At 62.8% G+C, this 26,028-nt stretch carries 23 protein-coding genes and 1 pseudogene; 14 read left to right on the top strand and 10 right to left on the bottom strand.

From position 1 onward, the window contains the following. The first annotated feature begins 1 nt into the window (after position 1). Genes AB4Z38_RS13095 through AB4Z38_RS13085 form a run of 3 tightly spaced genes read left to right on the top strand, consistent with a single transcriptional unit; the run spans position 2 to position 4,088 of the window. Positions 2-2,032, top strand: a complete 2,031-nt coding sequence (locus tag AB4Z38_RS13095; RefSeq protein ID WP_441430112.1) for a PTS fructose transporter subunit IIABC — start codon at positions 2-4, stop codon at positions 2,030-2,032. Positions 2,033-2,066: 34 nt separating this feature from the next. Then, on the top strand, positions 2,067-3,776 hold the full coding sequence (ptsP, locus tag AB4Z38_RS13090) for a phosphoenolpyruvate--protein phosphotransferase (protein ID WP_441430111.1): 1,710 nt from the start codon (positions 2,067-2,069) through the stop codon (positions 3,774-3,776). A gap of 33 nt (positions 3,777-3,809) precedes the next feature. Next, a complete protein-coding gene (locus AB4Z38_RS13085) occupies positions 3,810-4,088 on the top strand; it encodes an HPr family phosphocarrier protein (RefSeq protein ID WP_269994103.1) in 279 nt (92 codons plus the stop codon). Between the two features lie 96 nt (positions 4,089-4,184). Here AB4Z38_RS13085 and AB4Z38_RS13080 read toward each other — a convergent pair whose 3' ends face one another. Then, positions 4,185-5,138 (bottom strand): DNA topoisomerase IB, encoded by a 954-nt coding sequence (locus AB4Z38_RS13080; RefSeq protein ID WP_441430110.1) that lies wholly within the window; start codon positions 5,136-5,138, stop codon positions 4,185-4,187. Positions 5,139-5,171: 33 nt separating this feature from the next. Continuing rightward, positions 5,172-5,651: a Dps family protein gene (locus AB4Z38_RS13075; RefSeq protein ID WP_441430109.1), complete on the bottom strand. Its 480-nt coding sequence runs from the start codon at positions 5,649-5,651 to the stop codon at positions 5,172-5,174. 329 nt (positions 5,652-5,980) lie between these two features. Here AB4Z38_RS13075 and AB4Z38_RS13070 point away from each other — a divergent pair, with 329 nt between their 5' ends. The 4 genes from AB4Z38_RS13070 to AB4Z38_RS13055 all read left to right on the top strand — a co-directional run bounded on the left by AB4Z38_RS13070 (position 5,981) and on the right by AB4Z38_RS13055 (position 7,213). Next, positions 5,981-6,151, top strand: coding sequence for a DUF2207 domain-containing protein (locus AB4Z38_RS13070; protein WP_139359614.1), 171 nt, complete (start codon positions 5,981-5,983; stop codon positions 6,149-6,151). A 96-nt stretch (positions 6,152-6,247) separates the two neighbouring features. After that, positions 6,248-6,424, top strand: a complete 177-nt coding sequence (locus AB4Z38_RS13065; RefSeq protein ID WP_059388403.1) for a CsbD family protein — start codon at positions 6,248-6,250, stop codon at positions 6,422-6,424. A 66-nt stretch (positions 6,425-6,490) separates the two neighbouring features. Then, positions 6,491-6,919 (top strand): hypothetical protein, encoded by a 429-nt coding sequence (locus AB4Z38_RS13060; RefSeq protein WP_441430108.1) that lies wholly within the window; start codon positions 6,491-6,493, stop codon positions 6,917-6,919. A gap of 27 nt (positions 6,920-6,946) precedes the next feature. Continuing rightward, entirely contained in the window at positions 6,947-7,213 is a 267-nt protein-coding gene (locus AB4Z38_RS13055) for a DUF7218 family protein (protein ID WP_441430107.1), read from the top strand. An 83-nt stretch (positions 7,214-7,296) separates the two neighbouring features. On the opposite strand, the gene ku is transcribed toward AB4Z38_RS13055, so the two are convergent. Continuing rightward, on the bottom strand, positions 7,297-8,187 hold the full coding sequence (gene ku / locus AB4Z38_RS13050; protein WP_441430106.1) for a non-homologous end joining protein Ku: 891 nt from the start codon (positions 8,185-8,187) through the stop codon (positions 7,297-7,299). 38 nt (positions 8,188-8,225) lie between these two features. On the opposite strand from ku, the gene AB4Z38_RS13045 reads away from it, so the two are divergent. Continuing rightward, a complete protein-coding gene (locus AB4Z38_RS13045) occupies positions 8,226-10,760 on the top strand; it encodes an ATP-dependent DNA ligase (RefSeq protein WP_441430105.1) in 2,535 nt (844 codons plus the stop codon). 133 nt (positions 10,761-10,893) lie between these two features. On the opposite strand, the gene AB4Z38_RS13040 is transcribed toward AB4Z38_RS13045, so the two are convergent. Then, on the bottom strand, positions 10,894-11,154 hold the full coding sequence (locus tag AB4Z38_RS13040; RefSeq protein ID WP_284980535.1) for a hypothetical protein: 261 nt from the start codon (positions 11,152-11,154) through the stop codon (positions 10,894-10,896). A 72-nt stretch (positions 11,155-11,226) separates the two neighbouring features. Next, positions 11,227-11,454 (bottom strand): hypothetical protein, encoded by a 228-nt coding sequence (locus AB4Z38_RS13035; RefSeq protein WP_441430104.1) that lies wholly within the window; start codon positions 11,452-11,454, stop codon positions 11,227-11,229. 361 nt (positions 11,455-11,815) lie between these two features. Here AB4Z38_RS13035 and AB4Z38_RS13030 point away from each other — a divergent pair, with 361 nt between their 5' ends. After that, on the top strand, positions 11,816-12,619 hold the full coding sequence (locus AB4Z38_RS13030; protein ID WP_441430103.1) for a putative protein N(5)-glutamine methyltransferase: 804 nt from the start codon (positions 11,816-11,818) through the stop codon (positions 12,617-12,619). A 255-nt stretch (positions 12,620-12,874) separates the two neighbouring features. After that, complete coding sequence (locus AB4Z38_RS13025; RefSeq protein WP_441430102.1) at positions 12,875-14,461, top strand: MFS transporter; 1,587 nt, start codon at positions 12,875-12,877, stop codon at positions 14,459-14,461. 96 nt (positions 14,462-14,557) lie between these two features. Here AB4Z38_RS13025 and AB4Z38_RS13020 read toward each other — a convergent pair whose 3' ends face one another. After that, complete coding sequence (locus AB4Z38_RS13020; RefSeq protein ID WP_441430101.1) at positions 14,558-15,079, bottom strand: hypothetical protein; 522 nt, start codon at positions 15,077-15,079, stop codon at positions 14,558-14,560. A 168-nt stretch (positions 15,080-15,247) separates the two neighbouring features. Here AB4Z38_RS13020 and AB4Z38_RS13015 point away from each other — a divergent pair, with 168 nt between their 5' ends. Both AB4Z38_RS13015 and AB4Z38_RS13010 read left to right on the top strand, forming a co-directional pair. After that, a complete protein-coding gene (locus AB4Z38_RS13015; protein WP_441430100.1) occupies positions 15,248-15,967 on the top strand; it encodes a response regulator transcription factor in 720 nt (239 codons plus the stop codon). After that, positions 15,964-17,331: an ATP-binding protein gene (locus tag AB4Z38_RS13010; protein ID WP_441430099.1), complete on the top strand. Its 1,368-nt coding sequence runs from the start codon at positions 15,964-15,966 to the stop codon at positions 17,329-17,331. Before AB4Z38_RS13015 ends, AB4Z38_RS13010 begins: the two co-directional genes overlap by 4 nt. A gap of 190 nt (positions 17,332-17,521) precedes the next feature. Here AB4Z38_RS13010 and AB4Z38_RS13005 read toward each other — a convergent pair. Further along, positions 17,522-17,761 (bottom strand): annotated as a pseudogene (locus tag AB4Z38_RS13005) (vitamin K epoxide reductase family protein); the annotation flags it as partial. 1,485 nt (positions 17,762-19,246) lie between these two features. Between AB4Z38_RS13005 and AB4Z38_RS13000 the strand changes: the two are divergent. Together AB4Z38_RS13000 and AB4Z38_RS12995 are read left to right on the top strand one after the other, a co-directional pair. After that, positions 19,247-20,923: a carboxypeptidase-like regulatory domain-containing protein gene (locus AB4Z38_RS13000; RefSeq protein WP_441430098.1), complete on the top strand. Its 1,677-nt coding sequence runs from the start codon at positions 19,247-19,249 to the stop codon at positions 20,921-20,923. A gap of 451 nt (positions 20,924-21,374) precedes the next feature. Then, positions 21,375-21,776, top strand: coding sequence for a VOC family protein (locus AB4Z38_RS12995; RefSeq protein WP_441430097.1), 402 nt, complete (start codon positions 21,375-21,377; stop codon positions 21,774-21,776). Positions 21,777-22,521: 745 nt separating this feature from the next. Here AB4Z38_RS12995 and AB4Z38_RS12990 read toward each other — a convergent pair. From AB4Z38_RS12990 to AB4Z38_RS12980, 3 genes are all read right to left on the bottom strand, one after another. Beyond that, positions 22,522-24,684 (bottom strand): acyltransferase family protein, encoded by a 2,163-nt coding sequence (locus tag AB4Z38_RS12990; protein ID WP_441430162.1) that lies wholly within the window; start codon positions 24,682-24,684, stop codon positions 22,522-22,524. Between the two features lie 235 nt (positions 24,685-24,919). Continuing rightward, positions 24,920-25,300 carry a hypothetical protein gene (locus AB4Z38_RS12985; RefSeq protein ID WP_441430096.1) on the bottom strand — a complete coding sequence of 127 codons (381 nt, stop codon included), beginning with the start codon at positions 25,298-25,300 and terminating at the stop codon, positions 24,920-24,922. A gap of 133 nt (positions 25,301-25,433) precedes the next feature. Next, positions 25,434-25,859, bottom strand: a complete 426-nt coding sequence (locus AB4Z38_RS12980; RefSeq protein ID WP_441430095.1) for a hypothetical protein — start codon at positions 25,857-25,859, stop codon at positions 25,434-25,436. Positions 25,860-26,028 lie beyond the last annotated feature (169 nt).

The following is a 26,028-nucleotide window of genomic DNA, read 5'->3' as shown; positions in this document are numbered from 1 at the left end:
AGTGACCCAGCTCATCACCCCCCAACTGGTCTCCCTTGACCAGAACCTCGGCGATTCTCCCGCCGATGTCATCCGCTTCCTGGCAGGCAAAGTTGCCGCAGCGGGACGCGCGTCCGAGGTTGAAGGGCTCTTCGCGGACGCCTTCGCCCGCGAGCAAAAGACTGCCACGGGCGTGCCCGGCGGCATCGCCATCCCGCACTGCCGCTCCGCTGCCGTGACTGAGCCGACCCTGGCAATGGCCCGGCTTTCACACAAGGTGGACTTCGGCGCTAAGGACGGCCCCGCGGACATCATCTTCTTCATTGCAGCCCCGGAAGGAGCAGACCAGGAGCACTTGAAGCTGCTCTCCAAGCTGGCCCGTTCCCTCATCAAGAAGGACTTCACGGCGGCCCTCCGTGCGGCTGCCACCGAGCAGAACATCGTCGACTTGGTTGACGGCGCACTGGCAGACAAGCCGGCCGCGCATGCCGCAGGATCGACGGCACCCGCCGCCGAGGCCGCCCCGGCCCGCGCCGCTTCGTCGACTGGACCCAAGCGCATCGTCGCCGTCACGGCCTGCCCCACCGGCATCGCCCACACCTACATGGCGGCCGATTCCCTCGTGGCTGCGGCCAAGGAAATGGGCGTCGACCTTCAGGTGGAAACCCAGGGTTCGGGCGGATTCACCGCGCTGGACCCGGCCGTCATTGCCGCCGCTGACGCCGTGATCTTCGCAGTAGACGTCGATGTCCGCGGCAAGGAGCGCTTCGCCGGCAAGCCGGTCATCAACGCGCCCGTAAAGCGCGGCATTGACGAGCCGGCCAAGATGGTCCAGGAAGCCATCGCCGCCGCGGCCGACCCCCATGCCCACCGCGTTCCGCATTTCGGCGCCGAAGAGAACGCCGAACATGCATCAGAGGCAGCGAGCGAGCACCTCGGCACCAAGGTCAAGAAGGTCCTCCTGACCGGTGTCAGCTACATGATCCCGTTCGTCGCCGGTGGCGGCCTGCTCATTGCCTTGGGCTTCCTGTTGGCGGGCTACGACATTGCTTTGGGAACCAAGGCCAATGACATCCTGGCCCACAACACGCTGCTCAACCTTCCAGACGGCAACCTCGCTTTGTACTTGGGCACCGTTGCCTTCAAGATCGGTGGACTGTCCCTTGGCTTCCTGGTCCCGGCCCTGGCAGGTTACATTGCCTTCGGCATCGCGGACAGGCCCGGCATTGCCCCCGGTTTCGTGGCCGGTGCTGTTGCCGGCTTCATGGGCGCAGGCTTCCTGGGCGGCCTGGTTGGCGGCCTGCTGGCCGGCCTCACGGCGCACTGGATCGGCACGTTCAGGGTTCCGCGCTGGTTGCGCGGGCTCATGCCGGTGGTGATCATCCCGCTCTTGGCCTCGATCGTCGCTTCCGGCTTGATGTTCCTGGTGCTCGGCGGTCCCATCGCATGGCTGACCCTGCAGCTCAACACGTGGTTGACCGGCATGACCGGCGCGTCCGCCGTCGTTCTCGGCATCATCCTCGGCCTCATGATGTGCTTCGACCTCGGTGGTCCGGTCAACAAGGTTGCCTACTCCTTCGCCGTAGCCGGCCTTGGTGCCGGTAGCCTGGCCAACCCTGCACCGCTCCAGATCATGGCTGCGGTCATGGCTGCCGGCATGGTTCCCCCGCTTGCGATGGCACTGGCTACCGTGCTCAACAAGAAGGGCTTCAGCCTCGCCGAGCGTGAGAACGGCAAGGCCGCCTGGTTGCTGGGCGCGTCCTTCATCTCCGAAGGCGCCATCCCGTTCGCAGCCGCTGATCCGTTCCGCGTCATCCCCGCCAGCATGGTGGGTGGTGCCGTGACCGGTGCTCTGTGCATGGCCTTCGGGGTCACCTCCCAAGCACCCCACGGTGGTATCTTCGTCTTCTTCGCCATCGGAAACCTGGCCATGTTCGTCATCTCGATCATCATTGGCATGGTCATCACCGCCCTGGTCCTGCTCGCGCTGAAGCGCTGGGCAGTCCGGAAGCCCGTTGAGGCAGAGCCCGTTCCGGCCGTCGTCGCAGCCTGACCCCACCGTCAGCAAGCAAGTAGAGGACTAATCCATGCAGACCTTTTCAGGTGTAGGCGTTGCCCCCGGGCGCGTTCTGGGGCCGGTGCGGCAGATGCCGAAGCCGGTCCAAGAGCCCCACGAGAACGTCAATATTCCTGCGGACGTTACCGTCGAATCGCAGGGCCAGCGCATCAAGGATGCCGCCAAGGCCGTGCAGGCGGAACTCCGTGCCCGGGCCGCCAGAGCGTCCGGCGAAGGCAAAGAGGTCCTGGAAGCAACAGCCCTGATGGCCGCCGATCCCATGCTGGTGAAATCGGCCATCAGGCTCCTCTCCCCCGAGGCCCCGGGCGGCGCACGTACCGCCGAACGGGCCATCTGGGAGGCAGCTGCCACAGTTGCCGACTCGTTGAAGGCCCTCGGAGGCTACATGGCAGAGCGCGTGGCCGACGTCCTGGACGTCCGTGCCCGCATCGTCTCTGAACTGCGCGGGCTGCCCGCGCCGGGAATCCCGGCGTCGGACGTTCCGTTCATCCTGGCCGCCGAGGACCTCGCCCCGGCTGACACCGCCACCCTGGACCCCGCCAAGGTGATCGCACTGATCACCTCAAGCGGCGGCCCCCAGTCCCACACCGCCATCCTGGCCCGCGCCCTCGGCCTGCCGGCGATCGTCGCTGCCCCGGGAGTCGACGAGATCGGGGACGGCACCGAGGTCTACCTCGACGGTGCTGCCGGCACCATCACGGTTGACCCGGGCGAGGAACTCCGGCTTGCGGCCAAGGCTTGGGCCAACCAGGCGTCTACGATTGCCGCCTTCAGCGGAAGCAACGCCATGGCCGACGGGTTCCGGGTTCCGCTGCTCGCCAACGTCGGTACGGGAGCCGACGCGGTCAAAGCCGCCGACGCCGGTGCCGAGGGCGTCGGTTTGCTGCGCACCGAATTCTGTTTCCTGGATCGCGACGACGAACCCACCGTCGAGGAGCAGATCGCCGCGTACAGCGCCGTGTTTGCTGCGTTCCCGGGCAAGAAGGTGGTGGTCCGAACCCTCGACGCCGGCGCGGATAAGCCCCTGCCTTTCCTCACCAACGCGGACGAACCCAACCCTGCACTGGGCGTCCGCGGGTACCGCACCGACCTGACCTCACCCGGCGTCCTTGAGCGCCAGCTGGAAGCCATAGCCGCGGCAGAGGCCAACAACCAGGCCGAAGTCTGGGTGATGGCCCCCATGATCTCCACGGCCGAGGAAGCCGCGCATTTCGCAGCTCTCTGCTCGGCCGCCGGATTGAAGACTCCCGGCGTCATGGTTGAAGTCCCGTCGGCTGCGTTGACCGCCGCCTCCGTGCTGCGCGAAGTCAGCTTCGCATCGCTCGGAACCAACGACCTCACCCAGTATGCGATGGCCGCGGACCGTCAACTCGGCCCGCTTGCCACACTCAATGACCCCTGGCAGCCCGCTGTGCTGCAGCTCGTGAAGTTGACCGCCGACGGCGCTGCTTCCGCCAGCGCGGGCAGCACCTCCCGGCCCGTCGGAGTATGCGGCGAGGCAGCCGCGGACCCCGCCCTCGCCGTCGTACTCGTTGGACTGGGCGTCGCGACTCTTTCCATGAGTGCACGCGCCCTGGCTGCCGTTTCCGCCGTCCTGGCAACTGTTACCGTGGCACAAGCCCAAATGCTCGCGTTGGTGGCACTGGCCGCCCCGAGTGCATCCGCCGCGCGCCAAGCCGTTCGCGCCCAGCTGCCTATCCTGGACGAGTTGGGTCTCTAGACTTTCCCCAAGCCCACAATCGAAGGAGCAACAATGTCCGAACGTACCGCCACCATCGCCAGCCGCGTCGGTCTGCACGCCCGCCCGGCAGCCATCTTCGCCGAAGCCGCCGGCGAACTGGACCTTGAGGTCACCATCGCCCGCGAAGGCGAGCCCGCCGACGACGCGATGGACGCCGCTAGCATCCTGTCCCTCATGAGCCTCGGAGCGTCATTCGGCGACGTCGTAGTACTGCGCGCCGAGGGTGCCGGGGCCGACGAAGCGCTGGACCGCCTCGTGAAGATCCTCGAAACGGACCACGACGCCGAGTAACCCTACTGAGCATGCTCTCCCTTGGCACTCAGGGATGGACATATTCCTAATATGTCCATCCCTCGCAGCCAACGGGGAGCATGCTCCTTGTTAAATTCAGGGCAATGACGTCAGGTAGGCCGCAATATCCGACTCGGTGGCCTTCAGCTGTTCGAAATCACCCGCAAGGAAACCCTCCACGACGCGCGGATCGACGTAGGCTGCCCTCGCCACCGTAGGCGTGTTGCCGAGCAGTTCGGCGGTTTCCTTGATCGCCTCGAGGACTCGCTGGCGGGCTGGCACTTTCGAGGCCGGGCCTGCGAGCGCCATGCCGGCCGCCGCGGTCCCTTTCCAGGTGCGGAAGTCCTTGGCCGTGTAATCGCCGCCCGTGATGTGGCGAAGGTACTCATTGACCATCGTGGCATTCACGGAGACCCGGCCCTCACCATCCTGGAAGACCAGCAGGGGTTCCTTGCCGGGCCTGCCTGCCAACGGTCCGAGGAACCGGGCCAGCACAGGGTCCTCGATGGTGGAATTCCAGGTTTGACCGCTTTTCCCGGGGAAATGCAGGGAAACCGTATCCCCATTGACCCGTATGTGTTTGCACCTCAGCGTGGTGAGCCCGTACGAGCCATTGTCGCGCGCGTAGCCATCGGATCCAACCCGCAAGGCACCGAGATCCATGAGCCGGACGGCGGCGGCCAAGGTTTTGGTCTTCTCCGAAGCTGACTCCCGCAGATGGCGGGAGACGAGACGACGCGCCTGCGGCAGGAGGGCTCCGAGGCGCGCAGCCCGGGCGAACTTTTCAGTATCCTGGCGAGCCCGCCATTCCGGGTGGTAGATGTATTGGCTCCGACCGGCGTCGTCCACTCCCATTGCCTGGATATGCCCGTTCGCGAACGGGCATATCCAGACGTCGGCCCACGCAGGAGGAATCGCCAGCGCGTCAATGCGCTTGCGTTCCCCACCCGCGATAAGCGATCCATCCGGATGGTGGTAACTGAATCCGCGGCCGGACCTTCGCCGGGAAATGCCCGGGGTGCCGGGTTTGCTGCGGCGGAGCCGTGCCATGCCCTGGCTCCGCTTGCCTGGCTTCCCGGGTTCCTAGGCTTCCTGTGGGTCTGCCACGGACGCGCCGGCTGACATGATCTCGGCACTGATCATCCAGGCGAGCTGCTCCAAACGGGCTATGAACGCGTGAAGCAGGTCCGCCGTCGTGGGGTCTTCTTCGTCTACTTCGTCATGGACATCTCGCATGGTCTGGACCGTCCGCTCCAGTCGGTCGCTGATCAGCTTCACTGCGTCCTTGGTTTTAGTCAATCCCGCGGGGAATTGCTCCAGCCTGGTTGAGGCGGCGATGGTGCTGCTCCGGCCATCGGGGAGGGCATGGAGCGCCCGCATCCTTTCGGCGGTTTCGTCGGCGAACTCCCGGGCGGCCGCGACGAGTTCGTCAAGTTGCAGATGCAGATCCCGGAAATTGGCGCCGACAATGTTCCAATGGGCCTGTTTTCCCTGGAGCTGGAGTTCAATCAGATCCGTGAGGACCAGCTGGAGATTATCTGCCAGGGTTTGCGATGCTTTCACGTTTTCTCCTCCTAGACGACCATCCGATGCGTGTGCGGGAAACCGGCGCACGACCTTCCGTTTACCCTACGACGATATCCAAAAATTTTTATCAGTGTACTTAGTACTTGATTTGATAAGGGTGCTTAGTAGTAACATGGAGGAAGTCGGTGCAGGTTGGTACCGGATGAAAATTCCGGAAAACGGGCGGCATCCGCTGTACTAAGACCTCGCACGGGGTCTGGGGGCCTGGTGGGGAACCACGGTTCGCAAGCGAACTGACAATCGAATACATCGCAAGGGACCCGGGCGCTTGCCGGCGGTCCCACTGAAGTAAGGAATGTGTCATTGTGAACACTCTTCTGATCATTGCAGGCGTTGTGGCAATCGTTCTTCTGCTCGTCGGCGGTTTCTCGCAGGCCGTGAGCTGGCTCCTATGGGTCGGCGTGGTCCTCTTGATCGTCGCGGCCATCGGCTGGCTTCTTAGCTTCATGTCCGGCCGTAGGTCACACGGCGTTTGACCGACAACAGCATTTAGGACGCCTGGCCCCATCGGCCGGGCCCCACACCGCTTGGCGGAATGAAGTAATCCATTTACGAGCAAAAGGAGTACGTCCATGGGCGCAGATGACAAGATCCAGAACGCCGGAGAAAAGCTCGCAGGTAAATCCAAGGAAGCGGCTGGAAAGCTGACTGGTAACGAGAGGCTCGAAGCCGAAGGCAAGATGGATCAAAGCAAGAGCGACCTTAAATCGGCCGGCGAAAAGGTCAAGGACGCTTTCAAGAAGGACTAAATCCGCCCGAAGTGCGGCTTCCGCCTCGCGCGGGAGCCGCACTTCCCGCTTCAAGGAGTTAAGTCGATGCCGACTATCTCTGACCCGATCGTTCCCGATGGCGCGCCTCACCCCAGAGCGGAACGAATCTGGTGCGGCACTTGCCGCACTGCCGAGCACGTGATCCTGGATTCGATCGAGCCGCTCAAGCGACCGGTGGCAGAACTCGTGGATGTCGCTTACACCTGCGTGGAATGCGACACGTTTTATGCCCATGCCGCGACTTTTCAGGACGTCGCAGCCATCCTGAACCAGCGAGGCTCGGTATCAGGTGTGCTGCAGTTCGGCGGCGAATACATCCATTGCGGTGAACCTATGAAGATTTCGGGAGCCGGATTCCATAGCGTGTATGCGCCAATGTCCACTGAGGACCCCGCCGTCGACCTTCTCGACGTATACCTGGCGACAAAGGTGTTGCAGTGCCGCTGCGGGTTCCGGATGGAGCTTCCGTCTTAGCCGGCATCTTGACCGTAGGAGGAACGCATGCCAAACAAGAAGAATCCCAGCCTGAAGGATCCGGAACTCTACGAAGCCCTTAGGGAGGATGGCGCCTCGAAGGAAAAAGCCGCCAGAATCTCGAATGCCGCTGCCAAGGAAGGCCGCAAGGAAATCGGTCATCGCGGTGGCACCTCGGGCGACTATGAGGACTGGACCGTGCCCCAACTGAAGTCCAGGGCCAAGGAACTGGGGCTCACAGGGTACTCAGGCAAGAAGAAGTCCGAGCTGATCTCTGCGTTGCGGAACCACTAGGCCATCCAAGGGACATGCCCCCCGCTCCTGCGCGGGCCACGAGGGACATGTCCAGTTTTCGCGAAGCGCACGACGGCGGCGCGTCAGGCCTTCTTGACCCTTGCCCTCGGCTTGCTGGCCGTTTTGGCGGTGGCGCCGTCGTCGGACTCTTCGGTGGACGACGCAGCGGACGACCCGCCGGACGCTTTGCCGCGTTTCTTGTCGAGACTCCGTTTGAGGGCTTCCATGAGGTCTATGACCTCGCCGCCTTCCCCTCCGCTGGCTGCGACACCGAACGTTTCCTCGGTGTCGATGGAGTCGCCCTTTTCGAGTTTGGCCGCGATGAGTTGGCGCAATTGAACTTGGTAGTTGTCGGTGTATTGCTCGGGCTCGAAGTCGCGCGCCATGGAGTCCACCAGGGCCGAGGACATCTCGAGCTCCTTGTCCGAGATCTTGACGTCGGTTTCCAGCGACGGGAAGTTGGCTTCGCGGACTTCGTCGTCCCAGAGCAGGGATTGCAGCATCAGGACGTCCCCACGTACCCGCAAGGCTCCGAGCCGGGTCTTCTGCCGGAGTGCGTACTGCACAATAGCCACGCGCTCGGTGTCCTGCAGGGTGCGAAGAAGCAGCATGTATGCCTTGGGGGACTTGGAATCAGGCTCCAGGTAGTAGGGCCGTTCGTACATGATGGGATCCAACTGCTCGGCCGGAACGAACTCCACCACCTCGATTTCGCGGCTGTTCTCCGCGGGCAGCGACTTCAAATCGGTCGCGGACAGCACCACGGTACGGCCTTCCTCTTCGTAGGCCTTGTCGATATCCTCGTAATCCACAACAGAGGCGCAGATTTCGCACTTCCGCTGGTAACGGATTCGGCCTCCGTCCTTGTTGTGGACCTGGTGGAGACTGACATCGTGGTCCTCGGTGGCGCTGTAGAGCTTGACGGGCACGTTGACCAGCCCGAACGCGATAGAACCCTTCCATATGGCCCTCATGCACTAAGTGAACATCACAACAAGGCGGAGGTGAAGAGGTGGCAACCAGCCAAAAGGAGCGCGTCAACGTTGAAGGCCATGAACTGACGCTCACCAACCTGGGCAAAATCATCTACCCGGAGACTGGCACTACCAAGGCCGAAGTGCTCGAATACTACGCCGCCGTGGCCCCGTTCCTGATCCCGGCCGCTGCCAACCGGCCCGCCACCCGGAAACGTTGGGTGCACGGAGTAGGGACCACCGAGGATCCCGGGCAGATGTTCTTCCAGAAGAACCTGGACGACTCGACGCCGTCATGGGTTCCCCGGGTCACCATCCAGCACAGGGAGCACAGCAACGTTTACCCGCTCGTCAACAACCTCGCTACGCTCACTTGGCTGGCCCAGATCGCAGCCCTGGAGATCCACGTGCCGCAATGGCAAGTGGACGCCGACGGAACCATGTTGCCGCCCGACCGCCTTGTCCTGGACCTTGATCCGGGTCCCGGCACCGGTCTTCCCGAATGCGTCGAAGTCGCCAAGCTGGCGCGCAGCATCCTGCAGGACATCGGCCTTGATCCGGTCCCTGTGACGAGCGGCAGCAAGGGCATCCACCTCTACGCCGGCCTGGATGGCACCCGCAAGTGGGAGCAGGTCTCTGCGTTCGCGCACGAATTAGCGCGCTCGCTCGAGGCTGACCATCCGGACCTCGTGGTCAGCGACATGAAGAAGACCCGGCGCAACGGCAAGGTGCTGGTGGATTGGAGCCAGAACAGCGGGAACAAGACCACCATCGTCCCGTACTCCCTCCGCGGGCGGGCCCACCCCATGGTCGCCGCACCGAGGACGTGGCGTGAACTCGCCTCCCCCAAGCTCGAGCATCTGGACTTCACGGCCGTCATGAAGCGCGTCAAAGAGGGGAAGGACCCGTTCGCCGCGGTGGCGCCCGGGCGGTCCGGACATGCTCCCGGCACCGCCGTCGCGGGCACCGCCGTCGCGGGCACCGCCGTCGCGGGCACCGCCGTCGCGGGCACCGCCGTGAACCCGCGGCTGGCTAGCTACGTGGACAAGCGCGACCCGCAGCGGACGCCCGAACCGTTTCCCACTGTCGAACACAAACCCGGTTCGCGCCCACTACAGGCCGACGCGGAACCCAATCCGCCCGGCGGAATTTTCGTGATCCAGGAGCACCATGCCCGCCGTTTCCATCTGGACTTCCGGCTGGAACACAACGGCGTCCTGGCGTCGTGGGCCCTGCCCCGAGGCGTGCCGGACACTCCGGCCAAGAACCACCTCGCGGTGCGCACGGAGGACCACCCCATGGAGTATGCGCAGTTCGCGGGCATCATTCCGAAGGGCGAATACGGTGCCGGGACGGTCAGCATCTGGGATAGTGGCGAGTTCGAGTGCGAAAAATGGCGCGACGGCAAGGAAGTCATCGCCACGCTCACCGGCAAGCCCGGCGGCGGCTTGCACGGTACCCGCCGCTTCGCGCTCATCCACACGGGAGAGTCGCCGTCGCAGTGGCTGATCCACCTGATGAAGGACAAACCGGGCCATCGGGCGGTGCTGTTGCCCAATGCCCAGCCGCAACCGAACGGGATCCCCAGCTACGCCCCCATGCTCGCAACCTCCGGAACCACCGCCGACGTCTCCTCCGGCGACTGGCTATTTGAGCTCAAGTGGGACGGTTTCCGGGCCATCGTTTCGGGTTCGGGCGGCAAGATCAGGTTGACCAGCCGCTCGGGGATCGACATGACACCCACGTATCCCGAACTGGCGGACCCGCGCTACTGGCCCGATCACGACTTCGTGGCAGACGGCGAAATCGTCGCACTCAGCAGGAACGGCCAGCCCAGCTTCGAGCTGCTCCAGAAGCGGATGAACCTCTTCAAACCCGGCGACGTCGAACGCGCCCGGGCCGCAGTCCCCGTGCAGCTCATGGTCTTCGATCTCCTGTACGACACCGGATCCAAAGGCGACGCCGGATCCCGCGGCAGCGCCGACCTCACCTCCCTGCCACTCAGCGAGCGCCGAGACAAGCTGGCGGCGTTCCATGCCAAGCTGCCGGCCCAGGGTTCCCCTATCCATGTATCCGAGATCCTGGAACACGACCTCGACGACATCCTCGCGAGCGCAGGCGAGCTTGGCTTGGAGGGCGTCATGGCCAAGCGCGCGGATAGCCGGTACCAGCCGGGGCGGCGCAGCAGGTCCTGGATCAAGCTGAAGTTGGAACGCACGCAGGAAGTGGTGGTGGGTGGTTGGCGGCCCGGCACCGGAGCGAGGCTCGGGACCATTGGAGCATTGCTGGTGGGGATTCCCGACGGCGACACGCTGCGCTACGCGGGCCGAGTAGGCACCGGGTTCAAGGACTGGCAGCTGCGCGACATCCTGAAGCGCATGCAGGGGCTCGATCGGCCGGACTCTCCTTTCCACGACATCCCTGCCGAGGATGCCGCCACCGCACACTGGGTTGCGCCCGAGCTTGTGGGAGAGGTGACGTTCAGCGACTGGACCGGCACTGAAAGGATGCGCCATCCCGTCTGGCGCGGATGGCGCCCCGACAAGTCCCCCGCCGACGTCGAGCGCGCCTAGCCCAGCCCCACGCGCAGGCCTCCCGCACGCCCCCCGCACGTAGCTCAGCCCAACTGACTGGCAGCAGATGTCGTTATGAGGGCTCATAACGACATTAAGTGCGAGTCAGTTGGGCTGAGGAGGGCGAATATTCCTAAGAGGAGTGCGGCATCTGGGGACGGCTGGTCCGGTGGACCGCGGTGACCGCCGCTTGCTGGCCTACGCGGCCGTGGCTGGCGCCGCGATCCTTGGGGTGCCTGGTCTTGCCGCTACCGTCTGGCCAGGCCGTTCCTTGGGTCGAGCCCAGTGCCATCGCCACGGTTGCCGGGGCCGGCATGGGCGCCTTATCCATGGACTCGACCAGGTGGCTGGCCACCTCGGAGTTGATTTGTTGCTCAACGTGCTTCGCAGCCATTGTTCTTCCTTTCTGCATTGAAACGAAGGGATTTTCCATACTAGGTGGGAGCGGTCCGCTTGTCTGCAGGATCTACCAGCGGACTTTCTTCTCGGACTTGGCCAGCTTCCCACTCGCTTGAGTGGGCTTGTGTCCTTTTCCGGTGCTTTGCCAGCTGTTCGCTGCCCCGCCACGGGACTTGCTTGCCAGCATCTCCTTCTGGGCGTCAGTCAGTTTCGACCTGACACCGGCAGCGGGTGTGTCGGTTTCCTGCGCTTCCGGTTGCTGCCCAGCGTCGGTTTCGGGTGTGTTCGGTGTCATGCAGTGGACTCCTTAAAACTCTTGTTTTGCCGGAGGAGGTATCAGGACGCGACGTCCGCTGCGAGACCCTGAGCCTAATAACAGGAACGGCGCGGAGGCGAAGCCTCAACAGGCGTGGATTTTTGTCGGATCAAACTCGGCGGTGCCGGTAAACGTCTTCAGAGGCATAGCCAGTGTCTGCGACGAACCAGGACCCGCTGGCCTATTCAAAAATCAGTGTTCCCATGCACCTACCCTAGACACTCCGGGCCGGGTTTGTGAACCCCGGCCTTTGTCGGAGCCGTTTCACGCGTGGCCTCCACGTCCGCTCTCGGCTAGCATGGCCCGGAGAGCACCCCTCGGTACCCCGAAAGGCTCTCCCATGTCAGCACCCACGTTCCAGCCTTCCCATTCCGCCGTCACAGCACGGCTCCGTTCGGCCGGTTGCGTCTTCGCCGAAGACGAGGCCCGGCTCCTGATCGCCGCGGCGCACGCCCCCGGGGACCTCGACCGCTTGGTCGAACAACGCGCCTCAGGATTGCCCCTTGAATACCTCCTAGGCTGGGCTGAGTTCTGCGGCCAACACATCGCAGTGGACCCGGGTGTGTTCGTCCCCCGCCGCCGCACGGAGTACCTCGTCCGGCAGGCGGCCTGCCTCGCCCGGCCGGGCGCCGTCGTCGTCGATCTTTGCTGTGGTTCGGGTGCCGTGGGTGCCGCTTTGGCTGCCGCAGTGGGCGGGATCGAGCTTCACGCGGCCGACGTCGACCCCGCTGCGGTCCGCTGCGCCCGCCGCAACATGGGGCCGGCGGGCGGACAAGTGCATGAAGGAGATCTCTTTTCGGCCCTGCCGGACACTCTTCGCGGCCGGGTTGACGTCCTGGTGGCCAACGCTCCATACGTCCCTACGGACTCGATCGGGCTAATGCCGCCGGAGGCCAGGCTGCATGAACCGCGGGTGGCGCTCGACGGCGGCGCCGACGGTTTGGACGTACAGCGCAGGATCGCGGAGGAGGCTCCGTCGTGGCTGGCTCGCGGGGGCCAGCTGCTGATCGAAACGAGCGTCCGGCAAGCCAGAACGACGGCGGCCCTGTTCGGGTACGCCGGGCTGTCCGCGCGGGTGGTCCATTCTGAAGAATTCGATGCCACGGTGGTGCTCGGAAAACTCCGCGAAACCCAAGGAAAATGATCAGCAAACTGTGCGTCTCAAGGTCCTAAACCAAACAATTTGGTGTTGCATGCCCGGAACTCGCCAAAATCCGCGTGATTCCGGGGCTGTAGGCGGCACATGGATGTCAGACATTTGTGCCCAAAGTGGGCCGGAATAGCCCCGGAATTCGGACTCCGGCTCTCAGCTTCGGCGAATATCGCGTAAAATTGAAACCCTGCCCAGAGCGCGGCAGCTAAACGTCGCAAGCAAATGACCCCCCTAGGAGCGGCCCAAATGCCCATAGACCAAAGCATCACCAACTCTCCAGCAGGCGCTAGGAACGCCGCTGGAACGAACAAAACCGCAGCCCGCGGTGCCTCAAAATTGAAACTTCCAACACGCCGTCGACTCAAGGTATCCGACGTCAACGTCGTTGACCAGCCCATGCTGAAAAAAGCACTCGGCGGCACGATCGTCGGCAACACCATGGAATGGTACGACGTCGGCGTGTTCGGCTACCTCATCACCACGATGGGGCCGGTCTTCCTGCCGGAGGCCGACAAGTCCGTGCAGACCCTGTTCCTCCTGGGAACATTCGCCGCAACCTTCGTGGCACGCCCGCTCGGCGGCGTAGTCTTCGGGTGGTTGGGCGACAAGGTGGGCCGCCAAAAGGTGCTCGCCACAACACTCTTGCTGATGGCGGCGAGCACCTTCGCCGTCGGACTCCTGCCCGGATACGCACAAATCGGTATCTGGGCAGCGGCACTGCTCGTCATCCTGAAGCTTGTCCAGGGTTTCTCGACCGGCGGCGAGTACGCCGGCGCCACCACGTTCGTGAGCGAATACGCCCCGGACAAGCGCCGCGGCTTCTTCGCGAGCTTCCTCGATATGGGGTCCTACATCGGCTTCGCCCTCGGCGCCGCGCTCGTGTCCATCCTGCAGCTCACCATCGGCCAATCAGCCATGGAGGACTGGGGATGGCGACTGCCGTTCCTCATCGCGGGTCCGCTCGGCGTTATCGCTGTGTACTTCCGTAGCAAGATCGAGGAATCACCCCAGTTCCAGGCCACTTTGGATGCCCAGGAAGCCCTCGCCGCGGACGCCGCAGCGGGCGACGCCGCAGTAGCCAAGGGCCCCATCGGCATCGTCAAGGCGTACTGGCGCCAGATCATCCTTGCCATGATCCTTGCCGCAGCCGCCAACACGGTGGGCTACATGCTGACGTCCTACATGCCCACGTACCTGACCGATTCCAAGGGCTACGACCCCGTTCACGGCACGCTGCTGACCATCCCCGTGTTGGTCGTCATGTCAGTCTGCATCCCGCTGACGGGCAAGCTCTCCGACCGGATCGGCCGCCGGCCCGTCCTGTGGATCGGCGCCGTCAGCACCGTCGTGTTCGCCGTCCCGGCCTTCCTGCTGATCGGCATCGGCGACATTTGGTCCACGCTTGCCGGTTTGGCCCTGATCGCCTTTCCGGTCACGTTCTATATAGCCAACCTCGCCTCTGCGCTCCCGGCGCTGTTCCCGACGTCGAGCCGATACGGGGGAATGGGCATCGCCTACAACTTCTCCGTAGCGATCTTCGGCGGCACCACGCCGTTCATTGTCGCCGCCTTGATCCAGGGCACCGGCAACGACATGATGCCCGCGTATTACCTCATGGGCACGTCCGTGGTTGGCGCAATCGCCATCTACTTCCTGCGCGAATCCGCACAGCGTCCGCTCCCGGGCTCCATGCCGAGCGTGGACACCCAGGCCGAGGCCCACGAGCTCGTGGCAACCCAGGACACCAACCCGTTGATCGACCTCGACGAAATGCCGTTCGACGACGGCACGCCCGTAGCGGCGGAGCCGGACCGGGATCCCGTCCCGGCCTAGGCACAGACGGGCGCGGGCTGCGGGCGGCCCGCGCCGGCAGAACGAGGCTGGTTATTTGTAGCGGGATCGCTACAAATAACCAGCCTTGCTTGTCGTTCAGGCCTTACGGTCGGATTTCTGCGTCTGCAGCCGCTTTGCCTGTGCCTGGATCTTCGGACCGTAGCCGCCGTTCAGGGCGGTGTCCCTGATGTGGGTGGCCTTCGCGACCCGATCACCGTCCGCCGCATCCTTCAGCGCTTTCAGGTCCGCCTGCAGCGCGGCTGGAAGCTTTGCGGCCAGCTTCGGGCGCTTGTCCAGGATGAAGGTGGCGATCTTCGCGGCGCGCTGGCCGTAGTTCGGCTTGCTGCTGTCACCGTTCACGAAGAAACGCAGGCCGGCCGCCAGCGGGTGCCGCGCCAGGGCCGTTTTGGCCGCAACGGCAGCCGTCGCGGCCGTCGCGGTGGGCTGGGAGGCGGCCGACGCCGTCGTGCTTGTGCTGCTCGAGGTAGCTGCGTTGGCGGCGATCACGCCGCCGCCCAGCAGAAGGCCTGCTGCCAGGACGCCGACGACGGCGGTGCGGGCCTTGGGGCGCTTGCGGCCTTGGACGGGGGTACTGGAGCTCGGAGTGCTGTTGTTCATGGTCCGTGTCCTTTGTTCCGGCCGGTGGTCGATCCGCCGGCGCTCTTCACCACACTCTGCTCCGGCCGCATGAACTGACTGTTCGGCCAATGTTCGAGGAATGTAAAACCGTTTCCGCCGGCCGACAAGGACTCTCCCAGCGCTCCGACCTTGCTGTTGAATGGACGCATGGAAGACAGCCGCGGATTAGTCCTGATTGCCGAGGATGAACAGGCAATTGCCGATATCCAGCGCCTCTATCTGGGCCGCGCGGGTTTCGGCGTGCACGTTGAGCGGGACGGGATTTCCGCGCTGGCACAGATCAGGCGGCTCAAACCGGTCGCGGTGATCCTCGACGTCGGGCTGCCCGGCATGGACGGAATCGAGCTCTGCCGGCAGTTGCGGCAGGCAGAGGACTGGACGCCGGTACTGTTCGTCACGGCCCGCGACGAGGAAGTGGACCGCGTCCTTGGCTTGGAATTGGGCGCCGACGACTATCTCACCAAGCCGTTTTCGCCCTCCGAACTGGTGGCCCGGGTGAAGGCCGTCCTGCGCCGGACCGAAGGCCCTCCACGGTCCAAACCACTTGTGCTGGGCAGCGTCGAACTGGATCCGCTGAACAGGACCGCACGAGCCGGCACCGAGGAACTCACGCTGACCGCCACCGAATTCGATCTCCTCGCATACCTCATGGCCCAGCCTGGCCGTGTCTTTTCCCGTGAGCAGCTCCTGTCCGCCGTGTGGGGGCAGGCCAGTTATGCCGCCGGGCGGACGGTTGATGTGCACATCGCGCAGCTCCGCGCCAAGCTCGGCGAACACTCCCCCATCGCGACGAGCCGCGGCGTCGGCTATTCGGCCGCAGCTCCCCAAACGTCCGGACCCCGCCCCGCCGCCGGGAGAGCCACGTGAGGCGCTGGTTCGGCACGCTGGCCGGACGCACGACGGCGGTGATCGCCGCCGTCGCGACAGTCGCCGTCGTGCTCGCGGGCCTTCTGGCGGCGCAGCTGGTCAACGCCACGGCGGTGGACGAAGCCAAGAAGTATCTCGCGGTTGAGGCCGATTCCCTGGGGAAGCAGTCAAACATTGGAAGCCTGCAGGACCTTCGCGCAGATCTGCTCACGCACGGGGCGAGGCTAGCGCAGATCAGCACCGACGGCCGCGTGACAGGCGGCGGGGCCAGGCTGGTGGATGCGAAGACCGTGGCGGAAGTATTGGCCGGAAAGTCGGTCTCGACGTCGGTGAACGGTCCGCAAAACACCGTGGTCCTCGAGGCGCGGCCCTTGGCGGCCGGCGGTGGCGTGGTACTGGCCCAGCCCGTGTCCGAAATCCGCGCGGCCGCCGCTCCCCTGCTGAGCCGCATGCTGATTGCCCTCGCAGTCTGCCTCGTGTTCGCCATCGTGGCCGGCGGCCTGCTGGCGCAATGGTTGAGCCGGCCCTTGGTGCGCACGGCACATTCAGCCCATCGGCTCGCAGCCGGAGAACGATCCGTGGCAGTGGCGCCAGGCGGGCCGGCCGAAGTGGTGGAGGTTTCGCAGGCGCTGGGAGCCCTCGACGCTGCACTCCGGACCAGCGAGGGGCGCCAACGCGAGTTCCTCCTCTCCATTTCGCATGAAATCCGGACACCCCTCACCGCACTGCGGGGCTACGCCGAGGCGCTTGCCGACGGCGTGGTCAGCGGAGACGACGTGAGCGGCGTCGGGCGGACCCTCGTGGCCGAAACCAATCGCCTGGACCGTTTCGTCCGCGATCTCCTGGAATTGGCTCGGCTTGAGTCCGATGATTTCCGCTTGGAACTGCAGCCCGTGGACGCATCCTTGATCCTGCGCGAGAGTTGGCAGGTCTGGCAAGCGGTCTGCATCCAGAACAGGATCGCGGGACGGCTCGAACTGCCTCTTGGGCCATTACCGGTCCACAGCGATGGCCAGCGGCTGCGCCAAGTGGTGGACGGGCTGCTGGAAAACGCCCTGCGCGTGACGCCGGAAGGCGCTCCCGTTGTGCTCGCCGCTTACCATTCCAGCAGCGGGCTCACGGTGGAAGTGCGCGACGGCGGGCCTGGCCTCACGGAGGCGGATGCCGCCGTCGCGTTTGAACGCGGTGCGCTCTTTGCCAGATACAGCGGAGAACGGCCTGTTGGAAGCGGGTTGGGTTTGTCAATCGCCGCAAGGATCGTGCAGCGGCTGGGTGGCCGCATCGGTGTGCGCGGTGCGCCTGAGGGCGGCGCGGCATTCGTGGTGGAGTTGCCCGGCATTCCCGCGAGCTCCGGGCAAACGTAGACTCTGCGCATGGCTGATGTTCCAGTGGGTTCCCTGCACCACGTAGAGATTTGGGTGCCTCACATCGGCCGGTACGCGACTTGGCCCGCGTCTTCAGCTGGTGGCAAGCCAGGGCTTGACCTGATCCCTCCAGCCCAGCATGCTTGCATTCCCTGATGCTTTTGCACCAGAACCAAGGGCTCAGAAGCCCGGTTCCCACGAAAACTTGGGTGAACGCGAAGAAGATTGTCGCGATCACGGTCACGTACGGCAGCGCAGTGATGATCCATCCATAGTCGCCCAGGATCTGTGCGGCCTTGTCCGGTACAGGTATTAGCCCGGCGGTGATGTTCCGGATGGTCAACCATACGAAGAGTGGAATCATCGCGGCCCAGACGATCATGCAGAATGGGCAGAGTATGTGGATGTCGTAAAGGGCCTGGGACCATGCGATGAGTATTGGCGGGAGCGAGGCAAAGACCCCAAGCACCCGGAATGCTGATCCGCGCGGCGGTTTCGAGCGCCAACCCCGTACGGGCGGCACCGCAGCTCGCCGCCGTCGCATGCGACTGCAAAGCGGCCCGATGGAGTTGCCGCCCGCTTTGCACGATCGGTTTGAGACCTCTGGTGGATCGCCGTCACTCGCTGAAACCGGGATAGGCGCGAGAACGCCGCTCCTGCCTCAGACATCTGCTCATCTCCGAAAGGGCGCTCAAAGGAGACAAATCTGAGTGGCAGGTCCGGATTCGGATTCACCGGCGGCCTTCAGCGGGGCGTAAATGCTCAAGTATTGACGCCGGTTATATGCTCTTCGAAGGATGCAGGGGGACGTCTAGCCTTCTGCCGTTGTGGCGTTACAACCGGAGGGCAATAGATCGTCATGGGAGTTCTACGACTGCGGGCGCTGGGCATCTTTTCTTTGCTGGCCGTTCTGCTCGCTGCAGTTCTGGTTCCAGTGACTGCCGGCCCCGCGATGGCTGCAAACACCGGATCCATTTCAGGCGTAATCACTGTCCCGGCCGGCGAGGATGTCACCAGAATTAGCGTAAACGTGAACGTGTGTAGTTCAACCACGTGCGTTTACAGGAACGCCGTGGTCTTTCCTAGTGGGGCATATTCCCTAACGGCACTACCTGCCGGCCATTACAGCCTGGACTTCGGCTTTGGTGCTACGATCGATTCAAACTTTAGGCCCCAGCATCATGAGGGTTCACTGAGCGAAGGTCAGATAGCCACAATCGACGTGGCCTTGGCCCCCGGTGCCATTGTGACCGGAAAAGCAATCGTCCCGGCGGGAAAAGTAGCCTCTGACGTCACTGTACGTGCGGGGGACAGGCAGACGCAGTTGGGCAATGATGGTGGATACAGGTTGGCAGGACTCGCACCTGGGGAGGTTACTGTCGAATTTTCCGGCCAGTTCTCGGCCTGGATGCTTCCCACGACGTTCTATCCAGGAGTGCAAGGGGCCTTATCCGCACAGCGCATACCGCTGAGGGCAGGCCAGGAAAAGAAGCTCGATGACGTGACGTTGGTTTGGGGCGGGTTAATCACTGGACTGACGTCGATACAAGTGGCAACAACGTCGACGCAGTTCACCTTATGTGCAACGCCCTGGGGCACTGCCGTTGACTTCAATAGTCCCGGCTCAGCGCAATGCATCATCCCGGGTCCGCTCAGTAACGGCGTCATCGGTCCTTTGTGGCCAGGCGACTACCGGGTGGGGTTCTCAGGCTCCGGGTATGTGACGAATGGTGCCCTCGTTACTTTTGCGAACCAATGGTTCAACGGCGTACCCGGACCTGGAGCAGCCACTAAAGTAACCGTGGCAAGCGATCGGGTGGTGTCTGGAATCGATGCATCCTTGACAGCAGGAGGTTCGATTACGGGGAAGGTACTTACGTCCTCGGGCAGCGGAAGTGCCAGCACAAGTATTCAAGTGCTGGACGCGCAGGGTTACCAAGTGGGGCAAGCGTTTCCCCGCGCGGATTCCGGTGGGCAGTTTCAGGTTTCCGGGCTGGCGCCCGGCACCTACAAGGTCGCCTTCAACCGCGTAAATGGATCGTCAACGGACGAAGCCCAGTTCTATCGGGGCGTGCATGAGTCCGCGGGACTAGCGGCGTCCGCGACTGTGTCCGTGGCAGCGGATCAGGTCACACAGCTGGAGGACGCACGGCTGGTCTCCGGCGGGGTCCTCACCGGCAAGGTAGTCGGCCCTGACGGCTTCCCGCTGACGGACGCATTGGTACAGGCATTCACCGATGACGGCTCCCTGGTGACGCGGACCGCGTCCACGGACGAGTCAGGTCGGTTCAGTCTCGGCGGCTTATCTTCGGGTTCATACAAGCTGAGGGTCAACGGCGATGCGCAGGTGCCCGGTATCGGTACGTTGTATTCGGGGAACACGACTGAAACGGCGAATGCGGCGCTCTTGCAGTCGACGGTGGGGCAGTCGAAGGACATAGGCGTTCTCATGTACGCCCCGGTCCCGGCGTCCGGGGGGCCGGGAGGCTCAGTGCCGATCATCCCATCCCGGTTCCTGGACACGCGTTCCGCCTCGGGGCCTGTCGCAGCAGGGGGGACGGTTTCATTCCAGGCCGGGGGCGTGAACGGCGTGCCGATTGATGCCTCCGCTGTGGTGGTCAACCTCACCGCCACCGAGACAAAGTCCGCGGGGTTCCTCACCGCCTATGCCTCCGGCGGGGAGAAACCGAACGCCTCGAACGTGAACTTCGGTCCGGGTCAGACGGTGCCGAACCTGGCCGTCGTGCCGCTCGGTCCCGATGGGAAGATCACGATCGCGAACACTTCATCCGGTACCACCCAGGTGATCGCCGACGTCGCTGCGTACTTCAAAGGCGGACTTCCGGCTGCGGTAGGAGCATTCGCGGCCAAACCACCGTCCCGATTCCTGGACACCCGGGCATCCTCGGGTCCGGTCCCGGCTGGCGGAACCGTCTCGTTGCAGATCGGCGGGGTAAACGGGATCCCGTCCAACGCCGCCGCTGCCGTCATTAACCTCACCGTCACGGAGGCAAAGTCCGCCGGGTTCCTGACTGCCTATGCCTCCGGCAGGGCGAAACCGAACGCCTCGAACGTAAATTTCGGTCCGGGTCAGACGGTGCCGAACCTGGCCGTCGTGCCGCTCGGCCCCGATGGGAAGGTCACGATCGCGAACACTTCACCCGGTACCGCTCAGGTGATCGCCGACGTCGCAGGGTATTTCCTGCCCGGAATGCCTCTAGACGCGGGCGCCTCCGGAAATATCACTCCCACCCGGTTCCTTGACACGAGGACTTCGTCCGGGCCGGTGAAGGCCGGCGGGACGATCTCCTTCCAGGCCGCCGGAATAAACGGCGTCCCCGAAAACGCTGCGGGTGTGTGGGTGAACCTGACCGTGACGGAACCGACGTCGTTCGGATACCTCAGCGGATACGCCTCCCGATCCGCGAGACCGAACGCCTCCAACGTGAACTACGGCACCGGGCAAACAGTGCCCAACCTGAGCTATCTACCCATAGGCCGCGATGGCAAAGTCACCATCGCCAACATCGAGTCCGGCCTGGGATCAACCGTTCAAATCATCGCCGACGTGTCAGGTTACACGCTCCGATAGCCGATTGGTTTACATAGCATGATTACTTAGGCCGGCTGCCGCAGGCACCCGACTCTTTCGAACCGATGCGCGGTTGACCACAGACAGAATCACGCCTAGGACGAGCGCCAGCGTTTCGCTTTGGATCAGGAATAGAGCCAGAAATCGCTGTGGCAACCCAGGATGTAAGGTGCAAAGTAGAAACTAACCTCGTTGGATTGGGTGCAGTCGTTCAGTCGTTGGGTCGTTCTATGACAATCGATACATAACCGAAAATGCTCAAGAGTTGAATGATCTAAAGGGCAGACTTGGTTAATACTCCGACTGAGCAGCGAGCCATCCCTAACGTCATCCACAGCCTAAAACTCACGCAGTTAAGCAAGAGAGCCAAATCAGGGCTGAGGGCGGCGCGGCATTCGTGGTGGAGTTGCCCGGCATTCCCGCGGGCTCCCCGCAAACGTAGACTCTGCGCATGGCTGATGTTCCAGTGGGTTCGCTGCACCACGTAGAGATTTGGGTACCCCACATCGGCCGGGCGCAGGAAGAGTGGGGCTGGCTGCTGGCCGAACTTGGCTACGAACAATTCCAGGAGTGGCCCGATGGCTGCAGTTGGAAACTCGGAGCCACGTACATCGTGATCGAACAGTCCACGGCGCTCACGGGAAGCACGCACCGCAGGACGGAGCCCGGGCTCAACCATCTCGCCTTCCATGCGGGGACTCGGGAAAACGTAGACCGGCTCCGGGAGCTCGGCGCCGATTCCGGCTGGTACGAGATGTTCGAGAGCAAATTTCCCCACGCCGGCGGGGCCGATCACTACGCTGCCTATCTGGTGAATACCGACGGCTACGAGGTTGAGCTGGTGGCAGGCTGATCAGCCGTCGGCGGTAGTGGGGCTGAATTCTGGATCGTCCTGTTGATCTTTGCCGGACGTGCGGGAATCGCTTCGGAAGATCCAATATTTGTAGAGGAAGAAATTCCACGTCATTGTCGAAACCGTGGAGACGACTTTCCCGCCGGCATAGGTGAGGCGCGAGGCTATCGAAGAGATTGACAATAACGTCCGTCGCAAGAACGTTGAAAATGACCAGCAGACCATAGCGAAACATGCTAACGTGCTGCCGGTTATTGGACTGGAAGGTATATGAGCGCTGGACGAAATAATTAAGCGAGGAAAGCTGCTGGCGTGGCTCGACCAGTCATAGCTGGTCCGGCTGGGGCGAAACGCCGCGCATCGAACCCTCAAACGATGCCGGCGACCTGCATTGACGGCTCTTCGTGGGCGGCCTGACCGCGCTGCCTCATAGTGCAAGGCCCGTCATCTGGATCCTGCTGGTCGCGGTATTGATCTTGCCCCAGTTCTTCAGGCCCAGGTAATTCAACAAATTGGCTATATCTGGCGGGGAAGGGACCTGTCGGCCCTGTTCATTCTGCTTCTGTTGGCGTGTGGTGTGGCAATGCGCATGCGCCCAACACCAAATGGCCCCTGGAGTCGTTCCATATCTCGGTGGCTCCTTGCTGGAGCGGTTGGCGTACCCGTTTACCTCTTTGTGTCAGTCCTATGTAGATAGCCCTCGTAAGGGGCAAAAATTGACCTTCAACGAACTTCGGTGCAGCATCTACTTCTTTTGTCCTACGAGACCCTCACGCAAAACAGGCCCAAGCATCTTCGAATAGTTCTCCGTCAGGTGGCCCCCATCCGCAAACATGGGTGTATTGCCCACGAAACTGGGGCACCTGTTATCCGAATCGCAGAACCATGACGTCGTGTCAAGGCTTGAAACATTGGACGGTGCCGCTGAGGCTGCTGCGAACTCCGCCGACTGCATTTCTATTTGCTCTGGCGTCCGCTCGGCGATGCACTCTTTGGGCGTGTTCATCGTAGTGGCACACCATGGCAGAACTTTGCCCTTGGGAGGCGGCCCAATCAGAACAGTCTTATCTGCGAGCGGTGCGAACTCTTTAAGAGTCTCCCGCGTGGCCTGCCCCCAAGCGTTGATCGCGTCCTGGCCCTTAGCACCACTGGCTAGACGCAGAACTGTCTCCTGTACGCTGCTCATGATGATCATGTCCGGACGCAAGCGGGTCAGATAGGATTTCACCCATTCGTGGTGCTTGTCGCACTCCGGATAACCAGGAGAATTTCCGTCGGCAGCTTTGTCCTTCAGCACAGAGATGTTAATGGCAGGACATTGCTGAAGCGTCAGCGATTGAATCTTCCAGCCCGAACCGGCGAGAGCCGCTCGCAATCCGGGCATATAACTGATTGCTATTGAGTCGCCGACGAGAACGGCGGTCTTCGGTGCACCCTTGTCGCCGTACATGCATCGGGAGAGATCTGCTTCCCAAACGTCCTGGCACGAATCTTCTCGCCATTCGGGAACCCATGCCTTGGCCATCAGATTGTCAATCGACGGCGTGAGCACGGGCCACGCCTGAGCATCGAGGCCGCCTCTGATTTGTTTTGCTCGCAACGCCGGCGCAGTGTCGAGTTCCTTGATGATCGCTGCCGCTGTTCCCTCCGCCGGAGCGGCAACGGGAACAACGGAAAGCGCGATTGAAGCTAGGGTCGCGAGACAAGCCGGACCGACCCCCACCAAAACGATCTTTGGCCATACGGAATTCCACCGCCAACGGCTAGCGCGTCGATCAGCACGGCGTTCACGGTCATTGAGCCAGTTTGACTTTCGGACGGGATCTTCAACCAAGTGGAAAGAAGTGATTGAAAGCAGCACCATGAGGGCTACCTGCGCCAGAATTGTCAGGGGCCCTTGCGGTTGTGGGTGGAGAGTCGCCGCAATCGTGATTACAGGAAAGTGCCATAGGTACAGAGAATAGGAGATCTTTCCGAGATACTGCATTGGCTTCATCGAGAGGATGTCAAAGCGCTGTGGCGTGACTTCTCCAGTCCCCGCGGCTATGACGAGGGCCGTCGCCAAAACCGGAACGGCACCCCACGGGGCAGGAAAAACGGAATGTGAATCGAGCAAGACTACCGAAGCCGCGATGCCGACGAGGCCGACGCTGGCGAGGACCGGCCGAGCGGCCGCGGGGATGCGCGACAGCCGGGACGTGAGGGTAGCAATCAATGCGCCGACACCAAGCTCCCAGCCCCGGGAAAGGGTAGAGAAGTATGCCCAGGTTGGCTCTGCCCGGGACTGCCAACACGCATAGGCGAAGGAAGTGGCCGTGATGACGATCAAAGCCACCCGCAGCAGCTGGAGAGCTCGGGTCTTGCTCGACTGAAGACGAATTGCGGCCAGGCCCAGGACCACTACGATCACCACAGGCCAAATAAGATAGAACTGCTCCTCAACTGCCAAGGACCAATAATGCTGCAGCGGCGAAGCCGGGACACGGGCCTGCATGTAGTCCGTCCCCGTCGCCGCAAAGTGCCAATTCGCGGCAAAAAACAACGAATACGCGCCGTCTTCAAGAACGGTCTTGGCTCGCCCGATGCCGTAGGTGGAGAAAATTGCAATTAGTGTCGCACAGAGAACCAGAACGGCCACGGGCGTGATCCGGCGCAGCCGCCGTCGATAGAAGTCCGCGAACGAGACGGTACCGCTTCGCTCATGTTCCCTCAGGAGCAATCCGGTAATCAGGAACCCGGAAATCACGAAGAAGATGTCGACGCCGACATATCCCCCTGTGGGCCATTTGACCATATGGTCAAGAACCACTACCCCGACAGCAACTGCCCGGAGTCCTTGAATGTCTCGGCGAATCCCGGACGTCTTTCGTCCGGGACGCCCGTCTGTTGGGACTTGGACGGACGGCATCAAGGCATCGGTGCGGACAGGCATGTGTGGTCCCCCAGTTAAGCGCGAACATCGCACGGATGTCAGATTTGGGTCAACGTCAGATCGCAGGGTAGTGTCCGCGATCGGCGATCCCAACTCGCGAAAGACTCCACAACCCCCAACGATTGTAGCGAACTTGCGGGGCTTCATCGCTGAGGACAAACGACGCGAAGCATTCATTGGTACAGAACTCAGGCGCTCCCTCCCTCAGAAGCTAATTTGGAGACACCCCACCAACAGCCAAGATGGGGACATCCGCCGCGGATTCAGGAACGGCAAGCTTCGCAGACCTCACCAGACTCAATAGCTTCAACAACGACCATCCCAGAACCATGATCACCAGCAAATTACGCAGAGTGAGAAGGGCGGCAACGCCCGGATTTAGCGCCGTTAGCAACTGCACATAGAGGATGGGATAAACGAGAGTTGTAATAACTCCAATAGCAACGATGGACACCGCCCGCACTCCCCGACGTCGCCCATTGAAAGGCGCCCCTACGCAGATCACGGCCGACAGCGAGATCATGAATAGAGGTGAGCCCATCTTGTTAAAGACGATCATTGACGAAACCAAGGCAAGTGCGCCAATCGCCATCAGGTTCTGCCTGTCTGCGCCGCGGCGGGCAGAATGTGGATCAGAAGACCTATGAAAACCACGACTAAAAACCGAGGAGCGGGTTCATCAGGGGCACCCACCTTGTCGGCCAATGATCCCCTGAAGAATCATGTCAAGATGCCCGCCTGGATTGTTTCGTGGAATCATTCGGTTTTGCCCGGATAGCGGGTTGGGGTTTCGGGCCTTGTTTGGCGGTGGTCAGGGTTTGCAGTTCGGCGCAGAGGGTCTGGGTCTGACGCTGCTGGATCGCGGCCGGATTCAAGGGTTTGTTCTCCCGCCTTAGCCGGGTCTTCACTTCCCGGGCGACGGTGCCGGTGTCGGCCAGGACGCGCTGGAACGGGGTCGCGGGCCGGTCGTATGTTTTGCTGACCTTCGCGCCGGTCCGGACTTTGGCGAGGAGTTTCTGCTGGGGTCCGAAGTGGTTTGTCAGCAGCCGCTGGAGAGCCCAGATACGGTTCAGCAGTTCCAGCTCGGCGGCGGTGTCGTAGCGGTGGTAGCCGACGGTCTGGCGGATGATGTGCCAGTTCTTCTGCTCCACGTGGGCCCCGTCGTTCTTGTTCCCGGACCGGGACCTGGTGAACGTCAGGTTCTCCTGCTCGCACCAGCGGAACAGCTCCCAATTGATGAACTCACTCCCGTTGTCCGAACTAAGCCGGATCCGGCTTAGTTCGGATTATGCCGAGGAAAACGCTAAGCCGAGGAACTGC

The organism is Arthrobacter sp. 2RAF6, from assembly GCF_052115205.1.
Classification (GTDB): Bacteria; Actinomycetota; Actinomycetes; order Actinomycetales; family Micrococcaceae; genus Arthrobacter.
This window is presented reverse-complemented; position numbering and strand designations above follow the sequence as displayed.